We start from the raw sequence: 20,534 nt of genomic DNA, 5'->3' as shown, positions 1-20,534 counted from the left end.
TTTCCGCAAGGCGATGCTTTGGCGGAACGGCATGACTGGACAGGCCATGACCCTGCGGAGCCTTCCTGAATGAGCGGTATCATCCGTCGCGCCTGTGACCGGCAGTTTCGCCCGTGGAAGAATGGCGGAGGCGAGACCGCCGAAATCCTCTGCCATCCGGAAAATGCCGGTTTCGACGCGTTTCAGTGGCGGATCAGCACGGCGCGGGTGGCGTCCTCGGGGCCGTTTTCGGTCTTTCCGGGCGTGGACCGCGTGCTGACCGTGCTTGAGGGCGGGGCGATGACCCTGCATCTGCCGGGCGGCCAGATGGTCCTGCAGCCGGGATCGGATCCCTTCGCCTTTTCAGGTGATTTGCCCTGTCATGCCGATCTGCACGACACGGCGCTGCTGGATCTGAACGTCATGGTGCGCCGTCCGCTTGCGGCCCGCGTCACCCCCGCCGCCAGCTATCAAGATCCCGCCCCCACCTGCCTGATGCGCTGTGTCTTTGCGCTGGAACCTGTTGCCGGCCTTGCGCGCCACGATCTGCGCGAACTGCCTGACGCGCCTTTCGTTCCGCAGCCCGGCACGCTGATCATCGAGATCTTCAGCCCGTGAAGCACCGCCGCAACCCGCAGGCGTGATCGTCCGGCGCAGCGCCGGAACGATCCCTGCGGCCGTCTTGGCATCGCGTCATCAGAACAGATGATTTGGCCATCAATCCCCTGCCGCCAGATTTGCAGATGCCGCTGACCCTGCACGGCGCTTTGCCCCTCCCTGACGCCCAAGCATGTGCCGCCACCATCGGCTGCGCGCACCGGAACAGATCATGAAAATTGTTGGCTGTTTTCATGCCGGTCTTAAGGGGTGGGTAAACTATCACGGTTAAGACCATAGGCGCAAAATCAGGATTCGCCCGCCTTGACCAACAGTCTCGCCCCCTGCCAAGACGCGCCCCCGCGGCCAAAGGACCTGATCCTTGCCGCCGGTCTGGCGCTGGTGGGCGGGGTCTTTCTGATCGGTCTGATTCTGTCCTTGGATGCCGTTCCCGGCCATTACATCGTGTTCGGCCCACCCGGCACGGACGCCGCCGGCATCATCTATGACGCCGGCGGATTGATCATAAATACCAGTGTCCTGCCCTCTGTCGGGATCGGCGCCGCAGGCGACGTGCAGGATTTTCCAAAGGCGCTGCGGGCGCATGGCGCATGGCTGGTCCTGCCCGCTCCGGCTGCCGGTTGCTTGAAAAGGTAAGGTCGCGATGCCTCAGGAATTGCTCATGCTGCGGGAACGGTTCAGCAAACTGCTTGTGCTGCTGCTCTGGGCGCATGTGCCGGTGCTGGGCCTTGCCGCGGCATGGAACGGCCGGATGCAACCGGCCGCGGCCATGCTGATCGGGGCGATCATCGCTGCCACCTATCAGGGCATCCGCCAGAAATATCGCATCGCCGCCGTGGCGCGATATGCTTCGGCGGTCCTGCTGCTCGCCGAACCGGCGCTGCTGCTTTTGCTGTTTTCGGGTCATCCGTGGCAGATGGACATGCATATGTATTTCTTCGCAATTCTGGCGCTGAACATCGCGTGGTTTGATCGCGGCACCATTCTGGTATCGTCTTTGCTGATGGCGATTCATCATCTGGTCTTGCTGTATCTGCTGCCGACGGCGGTGTTTCCGGGGCAGGGCGATGTCAACCGGGTGGGGCTTCATGCCATGATCGTGCTGTTTCAGGCCGGGGTGCTGGTCTGGGTCAGCGATATGGTCAAGCGCCGCTTCGAGCATATTCAGATCATGGGCGCCGAACTGGCCGTGCAACGCCGGGCGCTTGAAGAGCGCACCCGCGAAGCCGAGGAAGCCAGCCGCGCCAAAAGCATGTTTCTGGCCAATATGAGCCATGAAATCCGCACGCCGATCAATGCGATTCTGGGCTTCTCGAATCTGGTTCAGCGCACGCCGCTGGACCCCAAGCAGCGCGATTATGTCAGCAAGATCAATACGGCAGGCAGCGCGCTGCTGCGGCTGATCAACGACATCCTGGACTTCTCGAAGATCGAGGAGAACAAGATGGACTTTGAATCGAATCCCTTCGACCCTCGCGCCGCCATTACCAGTCAGGTGCAGCTGGTCTCGGAAGGCATCCGCAGCAAGAACCTGCAGATCGAGGTCCACATCGACGACCGGGTCCCGGCGCAGGTGATCGGCGATGAGATGCGGCTGAACCAGGTGCTGCTGAACCTGCTGAGCAATGCGATCAAGTTCAGCGCGCGCGGGATCATCGTCGTGCGCCTTACGCTGATCGACGAAAGCGAGGACATCGCGCGCATCCAATGTTCGGTCAGCGACAATGGCATCGGCATGACTGCCGAACAGATCGGGCGGCTGTTCACCGCCTTTACCCAGGCCGATTCCACGACCACCCGCCGCTTTGGCGGCACCGGGTTGGGGCTGGCGATCTCGCGCCAGATCGTCGAACAGATGGGTGGCTGGATCAAGGCCGAAAGCCTGATCGACATCGGCAGCCAGTTCACCTTTCAGGTGCCGCTGGGCATCGACCGGACCGTGCCCACCGCGGTATTCGAGCCTTCTGAAAAGATCCGGCGACAGCGCATCCTGATCGCGGATGACAACCCCGCCGCCCTGCACATCATCTCCGAGATCTTTCGCCACTGGGGCATGGCCGTCGATACGGCAGGTTCGGGGCTGGAAGCCCGCGACATGGCCGAGCGGGAAGCGCGCGCTGGCCGCACCTATGATCTTTTGCTGATCGACTGGAAAATGCCCGAGATTGACGGCCTGCAGACGGTGCGCGACATTCGCGCCTGCCCGGCGATTGCCGTTCCGCCGCAGGTGGTGATGATGACTGCCTATGACACCTCGGACCTGATCCAGGCTGCCGCCTTGGACAATATTCGCGGTTTTCTCTGCAAGCCCATCACGCCCGAAAGCCTGCTGCACGTCTTGGAAAGCCTGCCCGGCCATGCCACGGCCGGTCCGCAAGGCCCTGCCCCGGATCCTGTGGCGCCCGCCCCCGATCCCGTCAGCGGCGCGACGATCCTTCTGGTTGATGACAGCGCGATCAACCGCGAAATCGCCACCGCCTTCCTGAAAGCCGCCGGTTTCCGCGTGGATCACGCCGAAAATGGCGTGGTGGCCTGCGCAAAGGTCGCCAAAAACCGGGCGCACTACGCCGCCGTCCTGATGGATGTGCAGATGCCAGAAATGGACGGCATCACCGCCACGCGGGAAATCCGTCGCCACTATCCGGCGACCGACCTGCCAATCATTGCCATGACCGCGCATGCCTATCCGGAAGAGCGTCAGAACTGCCTCGATGCCGGCATGAATGAGCATCTTACGAAGCCGATCGATTCCAAGCTGTTGATCCGGACGCTGCAAAGCTGGATCGCGCATCTTCAGCCGGACGCGCCCAAGGCCGATCTGCCAGCGGAGCTGCCACCCTTCGACATCAAGGCCGCCTTGGCCCGGCTGGACGGCAAGGCCGATCTGCTGCGCCGACTGATCATCGACTTCGGCACGCAACATGCCGATAGCTGCAACGAACTGCGGTCACTGGTCATGGAAGGCCGGATCGAGCAGGCCCACCGTCTGGCCCATGACCTGAAAGCAGTCGCCGCCACGCTGGAGATCGCGGATCTGGCCCCCATCGCCGCAGCGATTGAGGACAGTCTGGCCAAACCGGATGCGGCAGAGCGCGGGATTGCCGATATCGAGCAGATGCTGGAGGATCTGTATCTGGCCCTGCGGCCCGCCGTCCACGCCGCGGCTCGGCTTTCGGATGCGAACACCGATGCCGCCGCGCCCGATGCCACCGCGCTGGATGCCGCCGCAACCGGGGGCGGGCCTGCAGATCCAGCGGCGACGCTGGCTGCCTGCGCGGCATTGCGCCCGCTGATCCAGCGACACAGCCTTTCCGCCTTGGCCGGCTTCCCGGCGCTGGCCGATGCCTTGGGATTGGATCAGGGCGCACGCACCGCGCATCCTTTGGCCAGGGCCTTGCAATGCTATGATTATGCCACTGCAACCGAACAGCTCGACACAATCGAACTTCACGCCCGAATGGGTGCTGCCGCGTGATCGCCAATCCGGGGGATCCTGATCGTTGACGACAAGTCCGCGAATATCTGGATTATGGCAGGCTCCAACAGCTATTTCCCCCAGAATAGCACAGCGGATGGCCAAGATACGGGATGGGTAAACCTGTCAGCTTTTCTGGTCCCGCGGTCCGCCCCCTCCCCCGTTTCCCCGCACTTATCGCGTTCAAACAGCGCCAGCGACAACGCGGCCTTGACTTGGCAAATCCGGCCCAGCCCGCTAAACAGGGACCAATCGCAGGGACCCGGTGAAAGCCCGGGTGGCTATTCCGGCCGCCGATCCGCCGGACCACGCATGTTTTCCACGTGATATCCAATGAACAAGGCACGGCACTATGTGCGGCAGTGGCAGGATAACCCTGTCCGCGAAATTCTTGCAGGGGCGGTCGCGACCTTTGCCCTGATCCCCGAAGTCATCGCATTCTCATTCACCGCCGGGATCGACCCTGCGGTGGGGCTTTATGCGTCTTTCGTCATCAGCATCGTCATCGCCGTCTTTGGCGGTCGTCCGGCGATGATCTCGGCTGCGGCAGGCTCGGTCGCTTTGGTCGTGGCGCCGCTGGTGCGCGATCACGGGGTCGAATATCTGTTCGCGGCGGGGCTTTTGGCCGGGCTGTTCCAGATTCTGTTTGGCTTTGCGCGGCTTGCCACGCTGATGCGCTATGTGTCGAATTCGGTCCGCACCGGCTTTGTGAATGCCCTTGCCGTGCTGATCTTTGCCGCCCAGCTGCCACATATCATGAACGCCGGGGCGACCGGGCTTGCGGTGATGGCGGCGGGGCTTGCGGTCATCTACCTTGCGCCGCGTGTCACGACCAGGGTCCCGGCACCGCTGATCTGCGTGGTTCTGCTGACGTTGGCCTGTCAGGCATTCGGCATCAGCGTGCCGCGCGTGTCGGATCTTGGCACGCTGCCCGATGGCTTGCCGGTGTTTCACCTGCCCGAGGTGCCGCTGAACCTTGCGCTTTTGAACATCATCTTTGCCCCGGCGCTGGCGATTGCGATGGTGGGCCTCTTGGAAAGTCTGATGACCGCTGGCGTCGTCGACGATCAGACCGGCACGCCGTCGGACAAGAATGCCGAGGCGCGCGGGCTTGGCCTTGCCAATGTCGCGGCCAGCCTGTTCGGTGGCATCGCCGGCTGCGGCATGATCGGACAGACCGTGTCGAATGTGAAATATGGCGGGCGGGGCCGGCTTTCGACCATGGCGGCGGGCGGGCTGCTGCTGTTGCTGATGGTTCTGGCGGGCGATGTGATCGGTCAGGTGCCGGTGGCCGCGCTGGTCGCGATCATGGTGATGGTTTCGGTCGATACGCTGGACTGGGGCTCGTTGCGGCGGCTGCGCCGGACGCCTGCGCTGTCCAATCTGGTGATGCTGGCGACCGTCTGCGTGACGATCTTTACCCACAACCTGTCGCTTGGCGTGCTGATCGGCGTGCTGATGAGCGGGGTGTTTTTCGCCGTCAAGGTCGCGGCGCTGCAGCAGGTGCGGCGCGATGGCGATCTTTACATCGTCGAGGGGCAGATTTTCTTCGCCTCGGCCGATGCCTTCATCGAGGCCTTCGACCCGACCGATCATGATGGCCCGGTGACCATCGACCTGTCCGGCGCGAAGCTGTGGGACATCACCGCGCTGGCCGCCGTCGAGAAGGTGCGTGACCGGTTCCAGCGTCACAATCTGGCGGTCACGATCAGGGGAGACACCCTTGCCGGGGACGTTCGACAGCCCGAAACCGACCTGCGGCCATAAGGGACAAGCGCCCCTCGCGGCGCGGTGATCGCGGGCGGTTTTCCGCTCGCGGTTTCGGGAACGCGGCGCGGCTTGCGCTGGCTTGTTGCCGTCCGGGCGCCCGGCTAGAAGCGCCACAGTTTTTCCTGACATGAGATCGAACCATGGCGGATGAAGTGCTGCAGGCGCAGGACGGTTCGTCGCTGTCGCCCCCGTCCTGGTTCCGCCGCAATCGCGTCGGGATCATCGCGCTGGCCTCGACCCTGATTTTTGCCGCCGTGGTGCTGGGCATCAGCCGCATCACCCATGATGTCAGCTATGACGCGGTGCTGGCGGCGCTGGATCAGGTCTCGGCGCTGCGGCTGGCGGGGGCGGTGCTGTGCATGGCGCTGAGCTTTGGCTTTCTGGTCTGCTATGACCTGAACGCGCTGCGCTTTGTCGGCGCGCGGCTGCCGCTGGTGCAGGTCGCGCCGGTGGCCTTCAGCGCCTATGCGATCGGCAATATGGCAGGGTTTGGCCCGCTCAGCGGCGGTGCGGTGCGGTTTCGCGGCTATGGCCGCCTTGGGCTGGGCAGCGACCGCATCGCGCAGGTCGTGGCTTTTGTCACGGCGGCGTTCGGCATCGGGCTGGCGGTGATCGGGGGGCTGGCGGTGCTGGTCTTCGCGGGACAGGTCGCAGGGCTGATCGGCCAGCCGCCAGGCCTGCTGCGGGCTGCGGCGGCGCTGGTGCTGGGCGGGCTGGCGCTGGCCGCGCTGTGGCTGTGGCGCGTCAGGCCCGCGATGCTGCCCGATGATGCGACCGAGGGCCGGGGCTTTGCCCTTCCCTCGGCCCGGACGGCGGGCTGGCAGATCCTGATCACGGCGGGCGACCTTTTGGCGGCGGCGACGGTGCTGTATCTGCTGCTGCCCGCAGACAATCCGATGCCTTGGACCGTCTTTGTGCCGCTGTTCTGCATGGCCTTGGGGCTGGGCGTGCTGAGCCATGTTCCGGGCGGGCTGGGCGTGTTCGAGACGATCATGATCGGCGGGCTGACCCCGGTCCTGCCGCCCGAGCAGGTGATCGGCGCGCTGGTGCTGTATCGGCTGGTCTATAACGTCCTGCCGCTGGTGCTTGCGGCACTGCTGCTGGCCGGGACCGAGTTCATGGCGCATCGCCGGCTGTTGGGTGCAATCTGGGCGCCGCAGGTTTCGGGCGCGGTGATCCCGCCGCTGATGGCGCTTTATGCGTTGGTCTGCGGGGCGATGCTGGTGTTTTCGGCGGTGCTGCCGGTGGCGCAGGACCATCTGGACTGGCTGGCGGGAACCGTGCCGCTGCCGGTGGTGGAGCTGGCGCATTTCCTGTCGGGCCTGCTGGGTCTGGCGCTGTTCGTGGCGGCGCGCGGGCTGGCGCATCGGCTGGACGGTGCCTTCTGGGTCGCCTTGGCTGCGGCGGGTCTGGCGCTGGTCCTGACCCTGCCCAAGGCCATCGCCCCCTATGAGGCGATGGCGCTGCTGGGTCTGGTCGCGGCGCTTTTGCTGACCCGGCGCTGTTTCGACCGCCCGGCGGCGCTGCTGGCCGAACCGCTGACGCCCTTATGGCTGGCCGCGCTGGCGGTGGTGGTGATCGCCGCCACGGGGCTGCTGTTCTTTGCCTATCGCGATGTGGATTACAGCAACAGTCTGTGGTGGCAGTTCCAGATGTCGCAGAACGCGCCGCGCGGTCTGCGCGCGCTTCTGGGCATCGCACTGGCCGGGTTCGCCATCGGGCTGTTGTCGGTGCTGCGCCCGGCCTCGCGTCAGGTGCAGGCCGCCGCGCCCGAGGCCTTGGCGCAGGCCATCGCCCTGGCGCAATCGCAGGATGACAGCGGCGCCAATCTGGTGCGGATGGGCGACAAGGCGGTGATGCTGTCGCAGACGGGCGATGCCTTCATCATGTTCGGCGTGCAGGGCCGGTCGTGGATTTCGCTTTACGGGCCCTTGGGCGCCCAGTCGGCGCGGCCGGAACTGCTGTGGCGCTTTGTCGAGGCGGCGCGCGGCGTCGGGGCGCGGGTGGTGCTGTATGAGGTGCCCGCCGATCTGCTGCCCGCCTGCGCCGATATCGGTCTGCGCGCGCTGAAGCTGGGCGAGATGGCGGTGGTGAACCTTGAGACCATGGACTATGCCTCCAGCCGCTGGGGCGAACAGCGCCGGGCGCTGGCCAAGGGCACGCGCGACGGCATGGCGCTGCAGATCCTGCCGCCCGAAGCCGTGCCCGCCGTGCTGGACGATCTGGCGCGGATCTCGGACGCGTGGCTGGGCCAGCACAAGGCGCGCGAAAAGGGCTTTGCGCTTGGCCGGTTCGATCGCGCCTATGTCGCCAGCCAGCCGGTGGCGGTGCTGCGCGACCAGGGCCGGATCGTGGCCTTCGCGACGCTGATGCCGACCGCCACCCGGGCCGAGCTGTCGATCGACCTGATGCGCTTTGGCACCGATGCGCCGCGCGGCGCGATGGATTTCCTGTTCAGCGCGCTTCTGGCCGATGCCAAGGCGCAGGGCTATCGCCGCTTCAATCTGGGCATGGCGCCGCTGTCGGGCTTTGCCACCCATGCCGCCGCGCCGATGTGGAACCACTTTGGCGAGGCGATCTTTACGCATGGCGAAAAATTCTACAATTTCCGGGGGCTGCGGGCGTTCAAGGCCAAGTTCAACCCGGACTGGGAACCGCGCTATCTGATCGTGGGCGGGGCGGTGTCGCCGGTGGCGGCGCTGATCGACGTGACGCTGCTGGTCGGCGGCGGACTGAAGGGAGTTGTCGGGAAATGAACAAGGCCATGCTTGCCCTGACCGGGCTTTTGCTGGTTGGGCCGGGTCTGGCCCTGTCCGCTTTGGCCGCACCCGCCCGCGCGCAGGAAGGCCCCGAAATGGTCGAGGCCGAGGGCGCCTATGACGCCGGCATGATCACCGACCCGCATGTCTATCTGCCTAAGGGCAAGATGGCGGGCGTGGTCTTTCTGATCTCGGATGCGGCGGGCTGGGGCGATGCCGACGACGCCGAGGCCCGGCATCTGCGCGATCAGGGTCAGGCCGTGGTCGGGCTGGACCTGCCCAGCTATCTGCAGGGGCTGGAACAGCATCCCAACGACTGCGCCTATGCCATCGCCGATATCGAGGATCTGTCGGGGCGGCTGCAAGCTCAGGCGGGCGGCGATTATCGCCTGCCGGTGATTGCCGGGCGCGGCGATGGCGGCGGGCTGGCGCTGGCACTCGCCGCGCAGGTGCCCGCCTCGACCCTGGCCGCGACGGTGGTGGTCGATCCTGCCGCCGCGATCCCGCTGCAAGCCCCGCTTTGCACCGAGGCCAAGCGCGAAGCCGTGGGCAGCCGCTTTTCCTATGGGCTGCAGACCGGGCCGCTGAACCAGAAGCTGGACGTGGTGCTGACCGATCGGGCCACCCCCGACAGCCGCGCCCATGTCGCGGCGCTGGATGCGGATTTCCCCGAAATGAAGGTCTCGCAGACCGCTGGCGCGACCGACGCCGCCCTGCAGGTGGCGCTGGACGCCCGGTTGACCGCGCTGGCGCAGGCCGAGGGGCCGCTGGATCTGCCGCTGGACGAAATGCCGGTGGCAAAGCCCGCCCTGGACACGATGGCGATCTTCTATTCCGGCGATGGTGGCTGGCGCGATCTGGACTATGAGGTCGGCCAGCAGTTGCAGGCGGCGGGCGTGCCGGTGGTCGGCGTCGATTCCCTGCGCTATTTCTGGAGCGAGCGCACCCCCGAGGAAACCGCCGCCGATCTGTCGCGCATCATCCGCCATTACCGCGCCGCATGGGGGGTCAGGCATGTCGTGCTGCTGGGCTATTCCTTTGGCGCCGACATCCTGCCGGTCAGCTATGACCTGCTGCCCGATCAAGACAAGGCCAGCGTCGCGATGCTGAGCCTGCTGGCCTTGTCGCATGACCGCGATTTCGTGATCCATGTCTCGGGCTGGCTGGGACTGTCCAGCGAAAGCCAGCAGGATCCGACCGCCGATCTGGCCCGCGTGCCGCCCGGTCTGGTGCAATGCGTCTATGGCACCGAGGATGACGAGGATGCCTGCCACAGCCTGACGGGCCTGGGCTATGAACTGCTGCCGATCAAGGGCGGCCACCATTTCGACGAGGATTATCCGGCGCTGACCACGCGCATCCTGGACGCGCTGAAGCGGCGGCTTTAGGAGGGTGGTGCGGGAAGGCGTGTGCCGGGCGGCATCGTTCTGCAGCTTGTTACGCAGGTCTTTGCGTGGCGATGCGGTATGGTCGGCAAGTGGTTTTAGGGTCCGTTGCGGACGGTAGAAAATTACGCGGCTAGTGGCTTGATAAACCTCAAAAGCCGAGTGTTAATGATGTTTGACCCAAGCGAGTAGGCCCTCTAGTTTGGCTCCGCACGATGGTTGAAGGATAGGCGCCGAATGAACCCAAAAGCCACACTAAGTCTCCACACGGTGGACTACCCATTTGAAACCCTTTCTTTAAGAGCAAAATCAACTCCAAAGAAACTTATCCTAGATCCCGATTTCCAAAGAAAGTACAAATGGGATAAAGATGGGTGGGCGCGAGCATCGAAGTTTATTGAATCTTGCCTCATGCGAATTCCGCTGCCTTCATGCTACTTTGCGGAGAATGAGGATAAAGCACACCTCGTAATCGACGGCGTCCAGAGAATTACTACTGTGATGCGCTTCATGGATAATGAGTTTGCCCTTGAGGGCTTGACTGTCTTGAAAGCGCTTGAAGGCAAAAAGTTCTCTGAAATAGGGACTTGGGCCTCAGATTTAGAAAGCACAACTATACGTTGTGTTATTCTTAGGAATGAGAATCCGAAAGAATTGATTGCAGAAATTTTTTCTCGCCTGAACAAAGGTGCGGTGGAGTTGTCTGATCAGGAAATTCGGCACGCGCTGTTTCCGGGAGATTTTGACAAACTTCTTTCTGAGCTCGCGGAGATAAAAGAAATTAAAAGATTCAAGCAAGGTCGAGCGCCTACAAGTCAGAATGACGCAAGAGAGGGCGAAGAGCTAGTATTGCGTTACTTTGCGTTCAAAGAGGCGCCGGAACAGTATGGTGATAACTTATCCAGATTTCTTGATAGCTTCATGGAGAAAACAACCAAGTTTGACAGTGCCCATATCTCCCAATTGAGAAAAGAGTTCAAGGCCAGCCTCGCGGCGTGCAAATTGGTGTTTGATGATGAAGAGCTTTTTTCAGATATTAACAAAGATAGGCGCCGTCAGGGTATCGTATACTACGACCTACTGATGGTGTCTCTCGGAAGAATCCCAACGAAAACCCTGCGAGCAAAAAGATCCAAGGTCAGAGAAGCATTCGCAGCACTTTGCGCTTCTCCGGACTTCAAGAGACTGACGGCTGGTGGCTTACAACGAAAGACCTCCATAACGCGCCGGAATGCGCTGTGGGACAAGAAACTCCAGGTTGCGATTAAGTGATTAGTGCTGATCTTCTACAAACTTACCATAGCCAGCTTGATGGGTTGAAAGAAGTTGTTCGCGCTTCCGCGGAGAGATCCACTATAGAGCCGCCTGACGCACTTTTTTATGAGAATCAGAACGTCTTTATTAAGTCGTATCTTGTAAGTGCGTGTTCAATTTTGGAAGCGTTCATACAAGATATTGCTAGCGAGTACATGTTAAGTATTCAAGGTCGGATAAATTCGGCAAACCTCCCTCACAACTTTGTGGCATGGGTGGCAGGGCACGAAAAATCAACTTCTGAGTTTAAGCCTTTTGTCGGGGCAAAAATTAGGAAAGATATTTCAGACATGATATCTCCAAACTATTGGAAGACGATGAAGGCGTTTGAACGCATTGGCATCGACATATCAAAGCCAGAAGTTGTTGCATTTAAAGACTATGTGGTCAGCATCGTTGAAAAACGCAATAAGATTGTCCACCATAACGACGAGGCTTCGGACTTGAGTTTTAATGACATCATTGACGCCATCGATCAATTCAGAGCTTACACTCAGTGCGTTTTTAATGCGGTTGTGGCTGATCCGCATTTGGGCGGAGCAACCTAACTCAAAAATATAAACCTATTCCGCCATCACGCGCCCACATATGCCGCTGTGCGCAGCACCGCAGGCTGCACGTGCAGCGAATGTCCGTCAGCCACTGTCCAGCGCCACCACGCTGCCAAGGTTGCGAGATCGCCACTTTGCGCTCCTGATCCGGCAGTCGCGATCAAAGGGCTGCACTCTCCGCATCCAGCAGACGGCACAAGTTTACGGCGAGAACCGTCACCGCCCTTGTCCCCAAGCGGTTGTGCCAGATCAGGCGTGTCGCAGATGCGCCTCCCAATCGGGGTGGCCGATGATCCGGCGCAGCCGCATCAGCTTCCACGCGCCGTATTTGTGGAAATCGAAATCAAGATGCGAGACCTTCAGCTGCACCATCGACCATGCCGCCCATTTCACATCGGCAAGTGCCTTGTGAATGGTGACCCGCGCGATCATCTGCCGCGTCACGGTCCCGAAATATTCCTCGATCAGCTCGGCCTCTTGCGTCGGGGTGAAAAACATCTCGCCGAACCAGATGCCCAGATCGTAGCACCGATCGTTCATCGAGGCATATTCGTAGTCGATCAGCATGACCGAGCCGTCCTGGCCGATCATGAAGTTGCCGGGCATCGGATCGTTGAAGGACGGGACCAGATCCAGCCCCGAGGCCATCAGCGCCTGCCGCGCCAGTCGGTCGTTCAGCGCGATCCACGCCGCATCGCGGGGGCGCGGGCCGCCAAGGCTGCGGACCTGATCGTTATGCTCGTCGATCATGTCGAAGACGGTCTTGGTCAGCCCAAGCGCGGGCAGCGCGTGCATCCGGCGATAGGCGGCGATGGCGGCCGCGCGCTTGTCGCGGCAGGCGAAATCGGCATGGGTGGATGGGCGGCGGTCGGACATGAAATCGTTGATCTCCACGCCCTTATGCGCCAGATCGTCATAGACCTTTGGCCCCAGACCCGCAGCGGCCGCCTTGCGCGAGGCGTCCAGCGCCGCCACGCGGTCGATGAACATCTCGGTTCCATTGCCCGGCACCTTGACGAACCAGTCGCCATCATCGGCCGTGACGCGCCAGTTGGAATTGCTGATCCCGCCAGAGACGGGGCGATAACGCATGCCTTGTCCGGCGCGAAACAGCGGGGCCTCCAGAAGGATCGCCTCAAGTGCCAGCTCGTCCGGGCGGGTGCCTTGTCCCAAGGTTTTCATGCGGTCCCCCTGATGGTGCGGGCCTTCAGCTCGAACTGGGGATGCGACAGCTGCATCCGCGCGCGCATCAACCGCCATTCGCTGTATTTCAACCACTCCACCGCGCGCCGGACCGAGGTCTTGCCATGCCCCCGCGCCCAAAGCCCGTGCAGCACGTCATCGACGATGGACCACAGGCGCGCGCGGGCGAAATCCGCCTCGGTACCGCCATAGGCGGCAAAGGCGGGACGCATGTCTTCTTCGAAATCCGTCATCTCGGCCAGCAGCGCGCCCACATCATACATCGGATCGTTCATCCCGGCGCGGTCGTAATCCACCAGCAGCCCGTTCGTCATCAGGTTTGACGACGATCCGTCATTGCGGCAGGGCACGGTCGGTGCCGCCATCAGCGGCTCGCGGATGCTGTCCAGAAGGGCGAAGATCCATGGCGCATCCTCGGGCAGATCGGTCATCGCCTCGATCTGCGCATAGGGGTCGAACCGGCCCGCCAGCGCGGGGCAGCCGTGCAGGCGTTTCAACGACCCCATCGCGGCGCGCATGAACGCCGCATCCTGCAGCGTGGAATGACGGGCCGGGCCGCCGTTTACGGCCTGCATCGCGATCGCGGCACCTTCGGACCAGACCACGCACGGACCTGCGCCCGCATCGCCCGCCGCCGTTGCCAATGCCATTGCGGCCGCAAGGTCGAAGCCGCCGCGCATTTCGGGGTGCATCACCTTCATGAACACGCGCTGACCGTCGCGCATCCCAAAGACCGAACGGCTTTCCAGCGCAAGGTAGCTGGGCGAGGCCAGGGCATCCGGCCCCGCCACGGCATCGGTGATGCCCGCCGCCTCCAGCACCTCGGCCAGCATGTGATCGGTGACCAGCGCCGTCATGCGTTCGCCGCCGCGGCCTTGTCCAGATCGCCGCCCGCCGCGTCGATGCGGCGGATCATGTCGACCAGAACATCGCCCCCCGCCGCCAGATCCTTGGGCGAGGTATATTCGTCATGGCGGTGGATGATCCCGCCGACGCTGGGCACGGCAACCACGACCGCCGGGCAGCGGCGCAGCACGGCGATGGCGTCATGGCCGCCGATGGTATCAAGCTGCATCCTGGGCAGCCCGTGCAGGTCCGCGCCCAGTTCCGCAAGCCGCACAAGGCGCGGGTCGAACCGGCCCGCCGGGCGGCGATCGATGGACGCGATGTCCGCCGTGACGCTGGCCTTGGCGGCCAGACCGGGCAGCGCGTCGCGCAGGCTCGTCTCGGCCCATTCCAGCGTCGCGGGTTCGGGGGCGCGCAGTTCGGCAAACAGCACCGCCTTGCCCGGCACGATATTGGGCGAATTCGGCGTCACATCCACCCGCGCGACCGAGGTATAAAGCGTGTCGGCCGCCGTATCCGACAGCTCGCGCACCTTGGCGATGATATAGGCCGCGCCAAGGACGGCATCGCGCCGGTCCTCCATCGCGGTGGGGCCGGTGTGGTTCTGTTCGCCCGTCACCTCGATGCGGACCTTCAGCGCACCCCAGTGGCGCAGGAACGGAGCGATCTTCTTGCCCGCCCGTTCCAGTTCGGGGCCGCCTTCGATGTGGATTTCCAGATACAGATCGGGGCTTGGTGCGTCGTCGGTGCCGGCATAGCCGGTGCGGACCAGTTCATCGCGCACGGATGTTCCGTCGCGATCCTTGCGGTCCAGCGCAAAATCCAGCGTCAGTTCGCCGCTGAACACCGAAGATCCCAGCAGGCTGGGTTGAAAGCGCGCGCCTTCCTCGTTCATCCAGTCCGCGATGACATAGTTGCAGCTGGCCTTGCCTTCGGCGCGGAACGTCTCGATCGCGGCAAGCGCGGCCATCACGCCATAGGCCCCGTCGAACCGCCCCCCCAAGGGCTGGCTGTCCAGATGCGAACCGATCATCACCAGTGGCGCATCCGGCCCCGCAAGGTCGATCCGCCCGAACAGGTTGCCGATCGCATCGACCAGCACGGTATAGCCGCGCGCCGTCATTTCCGCCGCGAACCAGTCGCGGGCGCGTTTGTGATCGTCGGTCAGCGCCGGGCGATCCACGCCGCCCAACGGTGTGGCGCCGAATTCGGATACCTTTGTCATCAGGCTGTCCAGCAGGGCTGCGTCGATGCGGGTCAGGGTCTCAGACATGGGCGGATTCCTTCAGCGCAGGTTTGGGGTTCAGGAAACAGGCGGCCAGCGCACGTCCCCCGCGCGATGTCAGTGCGGGGCTTTCCGCGCGGCAGCGGTCGAAGGCATGTGGGCAGCGGCTGGCAAAGGCACAGCCGGGCGGCAGGTCGATGGGGCTGGGCGGCTCGCCCTCCAGCAGGCAATCCTCGGGGCGATATCGGCGTTCCTCCAGCGTCGGTGCGGCGGATAGCAGGGCGCGGCTATAGGGGTGGCCGGGGTCGAAGAACAACCGCTCGTTCGGCGAGACCTCGACCGTTTCGCCCAGATACATCACCGCGATGCGCGAGCAGACCCGCCGCACCATCGCCAGATCATGCGAGATGAAGATATAGGTGAAGCCATGCTTGGCCTGCAGACGCTCGAACAGGTCCAGCATCTTGCCCTGTTCGGTCTGGTCCAGCGCGGACAGGGTTTCGTCCATGATCAGCAGGCGCGGCTGAAGGATCATCGCGCGCGCGACGTTCAGCCGCTGACGCTGGCCCGCCGACAGACCCGTGGGCAGGTCGTGATAGATCGCGTCGGGCAGGCCCACTTCGGACATGACCGCGCGGGCCCGTTCCTGCCGCTCGCGGGGGGTGCCGATGCGGTGGATCTTCAGCGGCTCCTCAAGGATCGAACCGATGGGCGATTGCGGCGGCAGCGAGCCATAGGGGTCCTGCAGCACAAGCTGAAACTGGCGCCGCATCTCGCGCAGGCGCTTCGCGGACGCGGCGCCGACATCTTCGCCCTCAAATTCGATCTGGCCGGCGTCGGGGCGCTCAAGCCCCGTCAAAAGCCGCATCAGCGAGGATTTCCCGCAGCCGGATTCGCCGACGACGCCGAAATTGTCGCCCTGATAGACATCGAAATCCACGTTGCGGACGGCCTGCACCAGCGACTTGCCCATCTGGCCGCGGCGGCGGACCTCATAGGCCTTGGCGACGCCCTTGACGGACATGATCGGACGGGCGACCTGGCGCGCTTCGGCCTTGGCGGCGGTGGTCGACCACAGCTTGGGCAGTTCGGCGATCAGGGTGCGGGTATAGCCGTGCTGCGGATGCGCGACCAGCGCCGAGGGCGTCTGCGTTTCGACCACGCGCCCGTTGTTCAGCACCATCACCGCATCCGACGCATCGCAGGCCACCGGCAATGAGGAACAGATGAACAGCACGGCCGTGTCGAATTTCGCATTCAGCTCTCGCATCAGCTTCAGGATCTGCGCGGCGACTGTCACGTCCAGAGGCTGCGTGATATTGTCCGCGATCAGCAGCGCCGGGTCCGAGATCAGGGCGTCCACGATCATCGCGCGCTGCATCATGCCGCCGGAATACTGGAACGGGTATTCGTCGAACCGCTGGGCGGCGGCGGGGATGCGGACGGCCTCCAGCAGGGCGATGGCCTTGGCCTTCGCCTCGGCGGCTGAAATCTGGCGCACGGCGCGCAGCTTTTCCACCAGTTGTGCGCCGACGGTCATGGTCGGGTCCAGCGCGCCGGCGGGATTGCCGCCGACATAGGCGATCTCGCGTCCTGCCAAGGCACGGGCATGGGCCGGATCCGCGCGCAGATCGCGGCCGCGAAAGCTGATCGTGCCGCCCGTCACCGCAAGGGGCGCGGAAAGCCAGCTTGCGATGGCGCGGGCCAGAACCGTCTTGCCGGATCCGCTTTCGCCAATCACCGACAGGATCTGGCCGGAATGCAGATCGAACGACACATCCGTCAGGATGGCGCGATCCCCCGCGCTGACCGACAGGTTACGAACACTCAGCAAGGGGTCCATCAGGCGCCTCCGTAGATCGTGTTGCGGGCACGCTCCAGCGAGGCCCCCATCAGGTTGATGCTGGTCAGCGTCAGGAACAGAAAGACCCCCGGCATGGTCGCGATCCACCATGCGTTCATGATGTATTTCCGCCCGTCCGAGATGATGTTGCCAAAGGTCGGCGTCGGCGGCTGCACCCCAAGGCCAAGAAAGCCCAGCACGCTTTCAAAGATCATCATCCGGGCGATGTCCAGAACCGCGACAAAGGCCATCGGCGGCAGCACCAGCGGCAAGAGCAGCGTGAACATGATGCGGAAATCGGTCGCCCCCAGCACCATCGCGCCGCGCACATATTCTTTTTTGCGTTCGGCCATGATGTTGGACCGCATGACGCGGGCATAGACCGGCCAGCCTGCCAGCCCCAGCACAAGGATGATCGACGGGATTGTCGGCCGCGACACGCCAAGAATGGTGATTGCAAGGATGATCATCGGGATCGACAGCTGCGCATCGGTGATCCGCATCAGCACCGTGTCGATGGTCTTGCCGTAATAGCCCGCAAACAGCCCGATCAGCGCGCCGACCAGCAGCATCAGCACCGTCGTCGAAACCCCGATCAGCAGCGAATAGCGCAGGCCGACCAGCGTGCGGGCCAGCATGTCGCGGCCCAGTTGGTCGGTGCCAAGCGGGTGCGCCCAGGACCACCCCTCACCCATGAAAAGCGGGGGCAGAAGTTTCTCGCGGATGCTCATCTTGGTCGGGTCGATGCCGCTGATCTCGGGATACAGGATCGCGGCGGCCAGCAGCAGCAGGAACACGACCATGCCGATGCGGAACTCGGTCGAGGCCAGCGCCAGCCGCCAGATGCGGGACGAAATCTTCACGGCGGTTTTCGGGGCCGCCTGTGCGGGAATGTCCATGATGCTCATCAGTATTCCAGCCTCGGGTCGATGGCCGTGGCGGCAAGGTCCACGACGATATTGATCAGCACGAAAGCGGCGGCGGTGACGATGGCGATGCCCTGAATCAGCGGGAAATCACGCCGCATCACGGCGTTGATCGTCAGAAGGCCCAGACCGGGATAATCAAAGATGAACTCGACCACCAACACACCGCCAAGCAGCATCGAGAACTGCACGCCAAGCAGGTTCAGAAGCGGCACGGCCGAGTTTTTCAGCCCGTGCCGGAACACGATCTGGTTGCGTGACAGCCCCCGGACACGGGCGATGTCGATGAAGTTCTGGCCCATCACATTGGCCACGGAAACGGTCAGGGTGCGGATGATGAAGGGCGCCATTTCGATCGCCAGCACCAATGCGGGCAGGATGGTATAAGCAAAGCCCTGATAGCCGATGGCGGGCACCAGCTTCAGCTTTACCGACAGCAGCAAGGCCAGCACGATCCCAAGCCAGAAATTCGGCAGGCTGACAAAGACCGAACTGAGGTAAAGCGCCATCCTGTCCGGCCACCTGCCGGGGTTCAGGCCGCCCGCGACGCCGATGGGAATGGCGATCACCAGCGCAAAGACCATCGCAAGAAGCGCAAGCTGGATCGTCATGGGCGCTGCATCCGCGATCAGCGTCAGCACCCGCGCACGTTCGCCCCGCGTGCTGTCGTCGAAACTGGCCCCGCCCACGGCAGCACCCGATGCGGGGCGCACGAAGGACTGACCCAGATCGCCCTGCACCACGCCGCCCATATAGCGGCCGAACTGCACATAGATCGGGTCGCGCAGGCCCATGTCGGTGGCGATCTGTTCGATCAGCGCCTCGGGGGCCATCCCGCCTGCCATCAGGCGCACCGGATCACCCGGCACGACGCGCAGCAGGGTAAAGATCAACGCCGAGACCAGAAAGACGATCAGCGCGCCTTGCGCGAGGCGCCGCATAAGAAACCTGAGGACGAACATGCGACCCTCCTGCTTGAATAGCTGGCGGGGGCGCGGACCGCACCCCCGATTGGCTTACCCCATGACGGCCTTGGACGCGTCGGACTGGCCGTCGGGATAGATGAACAGCCCCTCCAGATCCGCGCGCATCCCGTGGATCAGCACCGAGGTGAACAGCGACAGCGCCGGCACCTTGTCGGCAAGCATCGGCATCAGGTTCGTCTGCAGCGAGACCTTGCGTTCCTCCAGCGAGGGCGCGTTGCGTTCGGCGTCCAGTGCGGCGTCGATTTCGGGATCCTCGATCCCGCAGATGCGTTTCGAGGTCGAGTGGAAATGCGTGCGCAGCACCAGATCGGGTTCCGGCGAGCCGGTGGACCAGCCGCAATCGACCATATGGCCGGGGCCGCCGCCGGGACGGTCATAAAGCCGCTCGTTCCAGGCCGCGACCTCCATGACGTTCAAGACGACATTGAAGCCCTGTTCCTGCATCAGCGCGGTGATGACTTCGCCGTATTCCTTGGTCTTGGGATAGAAGCCGGTCGAGGTGATATATTCGATCTCGGGCAGCCCCTCGCCATTGGGATATCCGGCTTCGGCCAGCAGGCGCTGGCATTCTTCGGGGTTGTATTCGGGATAATTGTCCAGATCGATATAGCCGAACTTGATCGGCGACACGAAGTTCGTCGAGGCCTCGCCCGCGCTGCCCATCACCTCCATGATCATGGCGCGGTCGATGGCATGGCAGGCGGCCTTGCGGACGCGCCAGTCGTTGAACGGCGGTTTCGAGCAGCGGAACCACAGATACTTGTTTTCCACCGATACCAGACGCGACAGCTTGATGCCTTCTTCGGCTTGCAGCGTCTCGACCTGCTCGGGCTCCAGCCGTTCGATGACATCGGCCTGACCGTTCATCAGCGACAGCATCCGCGTCGTGGCGTCGCCCACGAACGAGAAGGTGACGCCCGGAACCGTGGGGGCGCCTTTGAAATATGCGGGGAACGCCTCCATCACGGTGTCGTTGCCGCGCTGCTCGACGAATTTGAAGGGGCCCGTGCCGTTCAGGCGCTGCGTCAGCGGGCCGCCCGGTCCGGCCGCGACATCCTTGGCCGACAGGATCGGCAGATACGAGGCAAGAAAGATGAACAGGCTGGCGCCATAGCCACCCTTGGTCGTGTCGACGATCACGGTGAAATCGTCGGGGGTGGTCACCTCGAAGGTGGTTTCGGGGCCGGGATAGACCTGCTTTGGACGGTCCAGCTTTGCGCCATATTCAAAGGTCGCCTTCACGTCGGCTGCGGTGAAGGGGTGGCCGTCATGGAAGGTCACGCCCTCGCGCAGCTTGATCTGCAGGCGGAACGCGTCAAGCTCGGTGATCTCGGTCGCCAGTTCATAGACGGTTTCGTCGGGTTTTTCGGGGCGCATGGGCGCGCGGGTAAGATAGCCCATGACGAAGCCTTCGATGTTCGTCTGCGACAGCGTGGTATGCGCGGTCGGGTCCCAGTTGCCGGTGATGTTTTCGGCCGACAGGAAGACGATGGGCTTCAGCGTCTGGGCCATCGCGGGGCTGAAGAAGAAATCGGCATTGATGCGCGGCGCGGCGAAACCCGCACCGGCCAGCGCCGCATAGTTCAGGAAGTTGCGTCTGTTGATCATGTAACCTCTCCTTGTTGGGGAACGGATGCTTTTTGCACCTCGTTGT

General features: G+C 63.3%; 15 protein-coding genes and 1 other annotated feature. Of the genes, 8 read left to right on the top strand and 7 right to left on the bottom strand.

What is annotated here, in order from left to right; genetic code table 11:
* The first annotated feature begins 69 nt into the window (after positions 1 to 69).
* The 8 genes from GL284_RS06810 to GL284_RS06775 all read left to right on the top strand — a co-directional run bounded on the left by GL284_RS06810 (position 70) and on the right by GL284_RS06775 (position 11,848).
* Entirely contained in the window at positions 70 to 597 is a 528-nt protein-coding gene (locus GL284_RS06810; protein ID WP_155043846.1) for a HutD/Ves family protein, read from the top strand.
* A 303-nt stretch (positions 598 to 900) separates the two neighbouring features.
* Positions 901 to 1,233: a hypothetical protein gene (locus GL284_RS06805; protein WP_155043845.1), complete on the top strand. Its 333-nt coding sequence runs from the start codon at positions 901 to 903 to the stop codon at positions 1,231 to 1,233.
* 25 nt (positions 1,234 to 1,258) lie between these two features.
* A complete protein-coding gene (locus GL284_RS06800; protein ID WP_230382943.1) occupies positions 1,259 to 4,072 on the top strand; it encodes a hybrid sensor histidine kinase/response regulator in 2,814 nt (937 codons plus the stop codon).
* A gap of 255 nt (positions 4,073 to 4,327) precedes the next feature.
* Positions 4,328 to 4,383, top strand: a sequence feature (sul1 is cis-regulatory element that is thought to sense ions involved in sulfur or methionine metabolism; They are found in Alphaproteobacteria).
* A 22-nt stretch (positions 4,384 to 4,405) separates the two neighbouring features.
* Positions 4,406 to 5,839 carry a SulP family inorganic anion transporter gene (locus GL284_RS06795; RefSeq protein ID WP_155043843.1) on the top strand — a complete coding sequence of 478 codons (1,434 nt, stop codon included), beginning with the start codon at positions 4,406 to 4,408 and terminating at the stop codon, positions 5,837 to 5,839.
* Between the two features lie 143 nt (positions 5,840 to 5,982).
* Positions 5,983 to 8,598: a bifunctional lysylphosphatidylglycerol flippase/synthetase MprF gene (gene mprF / locus GL284_RS06790; protein ID WP_155043842.1), complete on the top strand. Its 2,616-nt coding sequence runs from the start codon at positions 5,983 to 5,985 to the stop codon at positions 8,596 to 8,598.
* Positions 8,599 to 8,606: 8 nt separating this feature from the next.
* The gene (locus GL284_RS06785; protein ID WP_155043841.1) at positions 8,607 to 9,989 is read left to right on the top strand and encodes a virulence factor family protein; all 1,383 of its coding nucleotides are present in this window, start codon (positions 8,607 to 8,609) and stop codon (positions 9,987 to 9,989) included.
* Positions 9,990 to 10,223: 234 nt separating this feature from the next.
* Positions 10,224 to 11,258: a DUF262 domain-containing protein gene (locus GL284_RS06780; RefSeq protein WP_155043840.1), complete on the top strand. Its 1,035-nt coding sequence runs from the start codon at positions 10,224 to 10,226 to the stop codon at positions 11,256 to 11,258.
* The gene (locus GL284_RS06775) at positions 11,255 to 11,848 is read left to right on the top strand and encodes a HEPN domain-containing protein (protein ID WP_155043839.1); all 594 of its coding nucleotides are present in this window, start codon (positions 11,255 to 11,257) and stop codon (positions 11,846 to 11,848) included. The genes GL284_RS06780 and GL284_RS06775 overlap by 4 nt, the downstream gene beginning before the upstream one ends.
* Before the next feature lie 252 nt (positions 11,849 to 12,100).
* Here GL284_RS06775 and GL284_RS06770 read toward each other — a convergent pair whose 3' ends face one another.
* The 7 genes from GL284_RS06770 to GL284_RS06740 are packed head-to-tail and all read right to left on the bottom strand — an operon-like array spanning position 12,101 to position 20,488.
* The gene (locus GL284_RS06770) at positions 12,101 to 13,033 is read right to left on the bottom strand and encodes a choline kinase family protein (RefSeq protein WP_155043838.1); all 933 of its coding nucleotides are present in this window, start codon (positions 13,031 to 13,033) and stop codon (positions 12,101 to 12,103) included.
* Entirely contained in the window at positions 13,030 to 13,911 is an 882-nt protein-coding gene (locus tag GL284_RS06765) for a phosphotransferase family protein (RefSeq protein WP_155043837.1), read from the bottom strand. The genes GL284_RS06770 and GL284_RS06765 overlap by 4 nt, the downstream gene beginning before the upstream one ends.
* The gene (locus GL284_RS06760) at positions 13,908 to 15,173 is read right to left on the bottom strand and encodes a Zn-dependent hydrolase (RefSeq protein ID WP_155043836.1); all 1,266 of its coding nucleotides are present in this window, start codon (positions 15,171 to 15,173) and stop codon (positions 13,908 to 13,910) included. Before GL284_RS06760 ends, GL284_RS06765 begins: the two co-directional genes overlap by 4 nt.
* Positions 15,166 to 16,968: an ABC transporter ATP-binding protein gene (locus tag GL284_RS06755; RefSeq protein WP_155043835.1), complete on the bottom strand. Its 1,803-nt coding sequence runs from the start codon at positions 16,966 to 16,968 to the stop codon at positions 15,166 to 15,168. Before GL284_RS06755 ends, GL284_RS06760 begins: the two co-directional genes overlap by 8 nt.
* Positions 16,968 to 17,876, bottom strand: a complete 909-nt coding sequence (locus GL284_RS06750) for an ABC transporter permease (RefSeq protein ID WP_155043834.1) — start codon at positions 17,874 to 17,876, stop codon at positions 16,968 to 16,970. Before GL284_RS06750 ends, GL284_RS06755 begins: the two co-directional genes overlap by 1 nt.
* Positions 17,876 to 18,856, bottom strand: a complete 981-nt coding sequence (locus GL284_RS06745) for an ABC transporter permease (protein ID WP_155043833.1) — start codon at positions 18,854 to 18,856, stop codon at positions 17,876 to 17,878. The genes GL284_RS06750 and GL284_RS06745 overlap by 1 nt, the downstream gene beginning before the upstream one ends.
* 54 nt (positions 18,857 to 18,910) lie before the next feature.
* Complete coding sequence (locus tag GL284_RS06740; RefSeq protein WP_155043832.1) at positions 18,911 to 20,488, bottom strand: ABC transporter substrate-binding protein; 1,578 nt, start codon at positions 20,486 to 20,488, stop codon at positions 18,911 to 18,913.
* Between the last annotated feature and the right edge of the window lie 46 nt (positions 20,489 to 20,534).

The sequence above is a fragment of the Paracoccus shanxieyensis genome, assembly GCF_009711265.1.
In the GTDB taxonomy this organism is placed as follows: domain Bacteria; phylum Pseudomonadota; class Alphaproteobacteria; order Rhodobacterales; family Rhodobacteraceae; genus Paracoccus; species Paracoccus shanxieyensis.
Note: the sequence above shows the minus strand (reverse complement) of the source record. Positions and strands in the feature narration are given on the sequence as shown.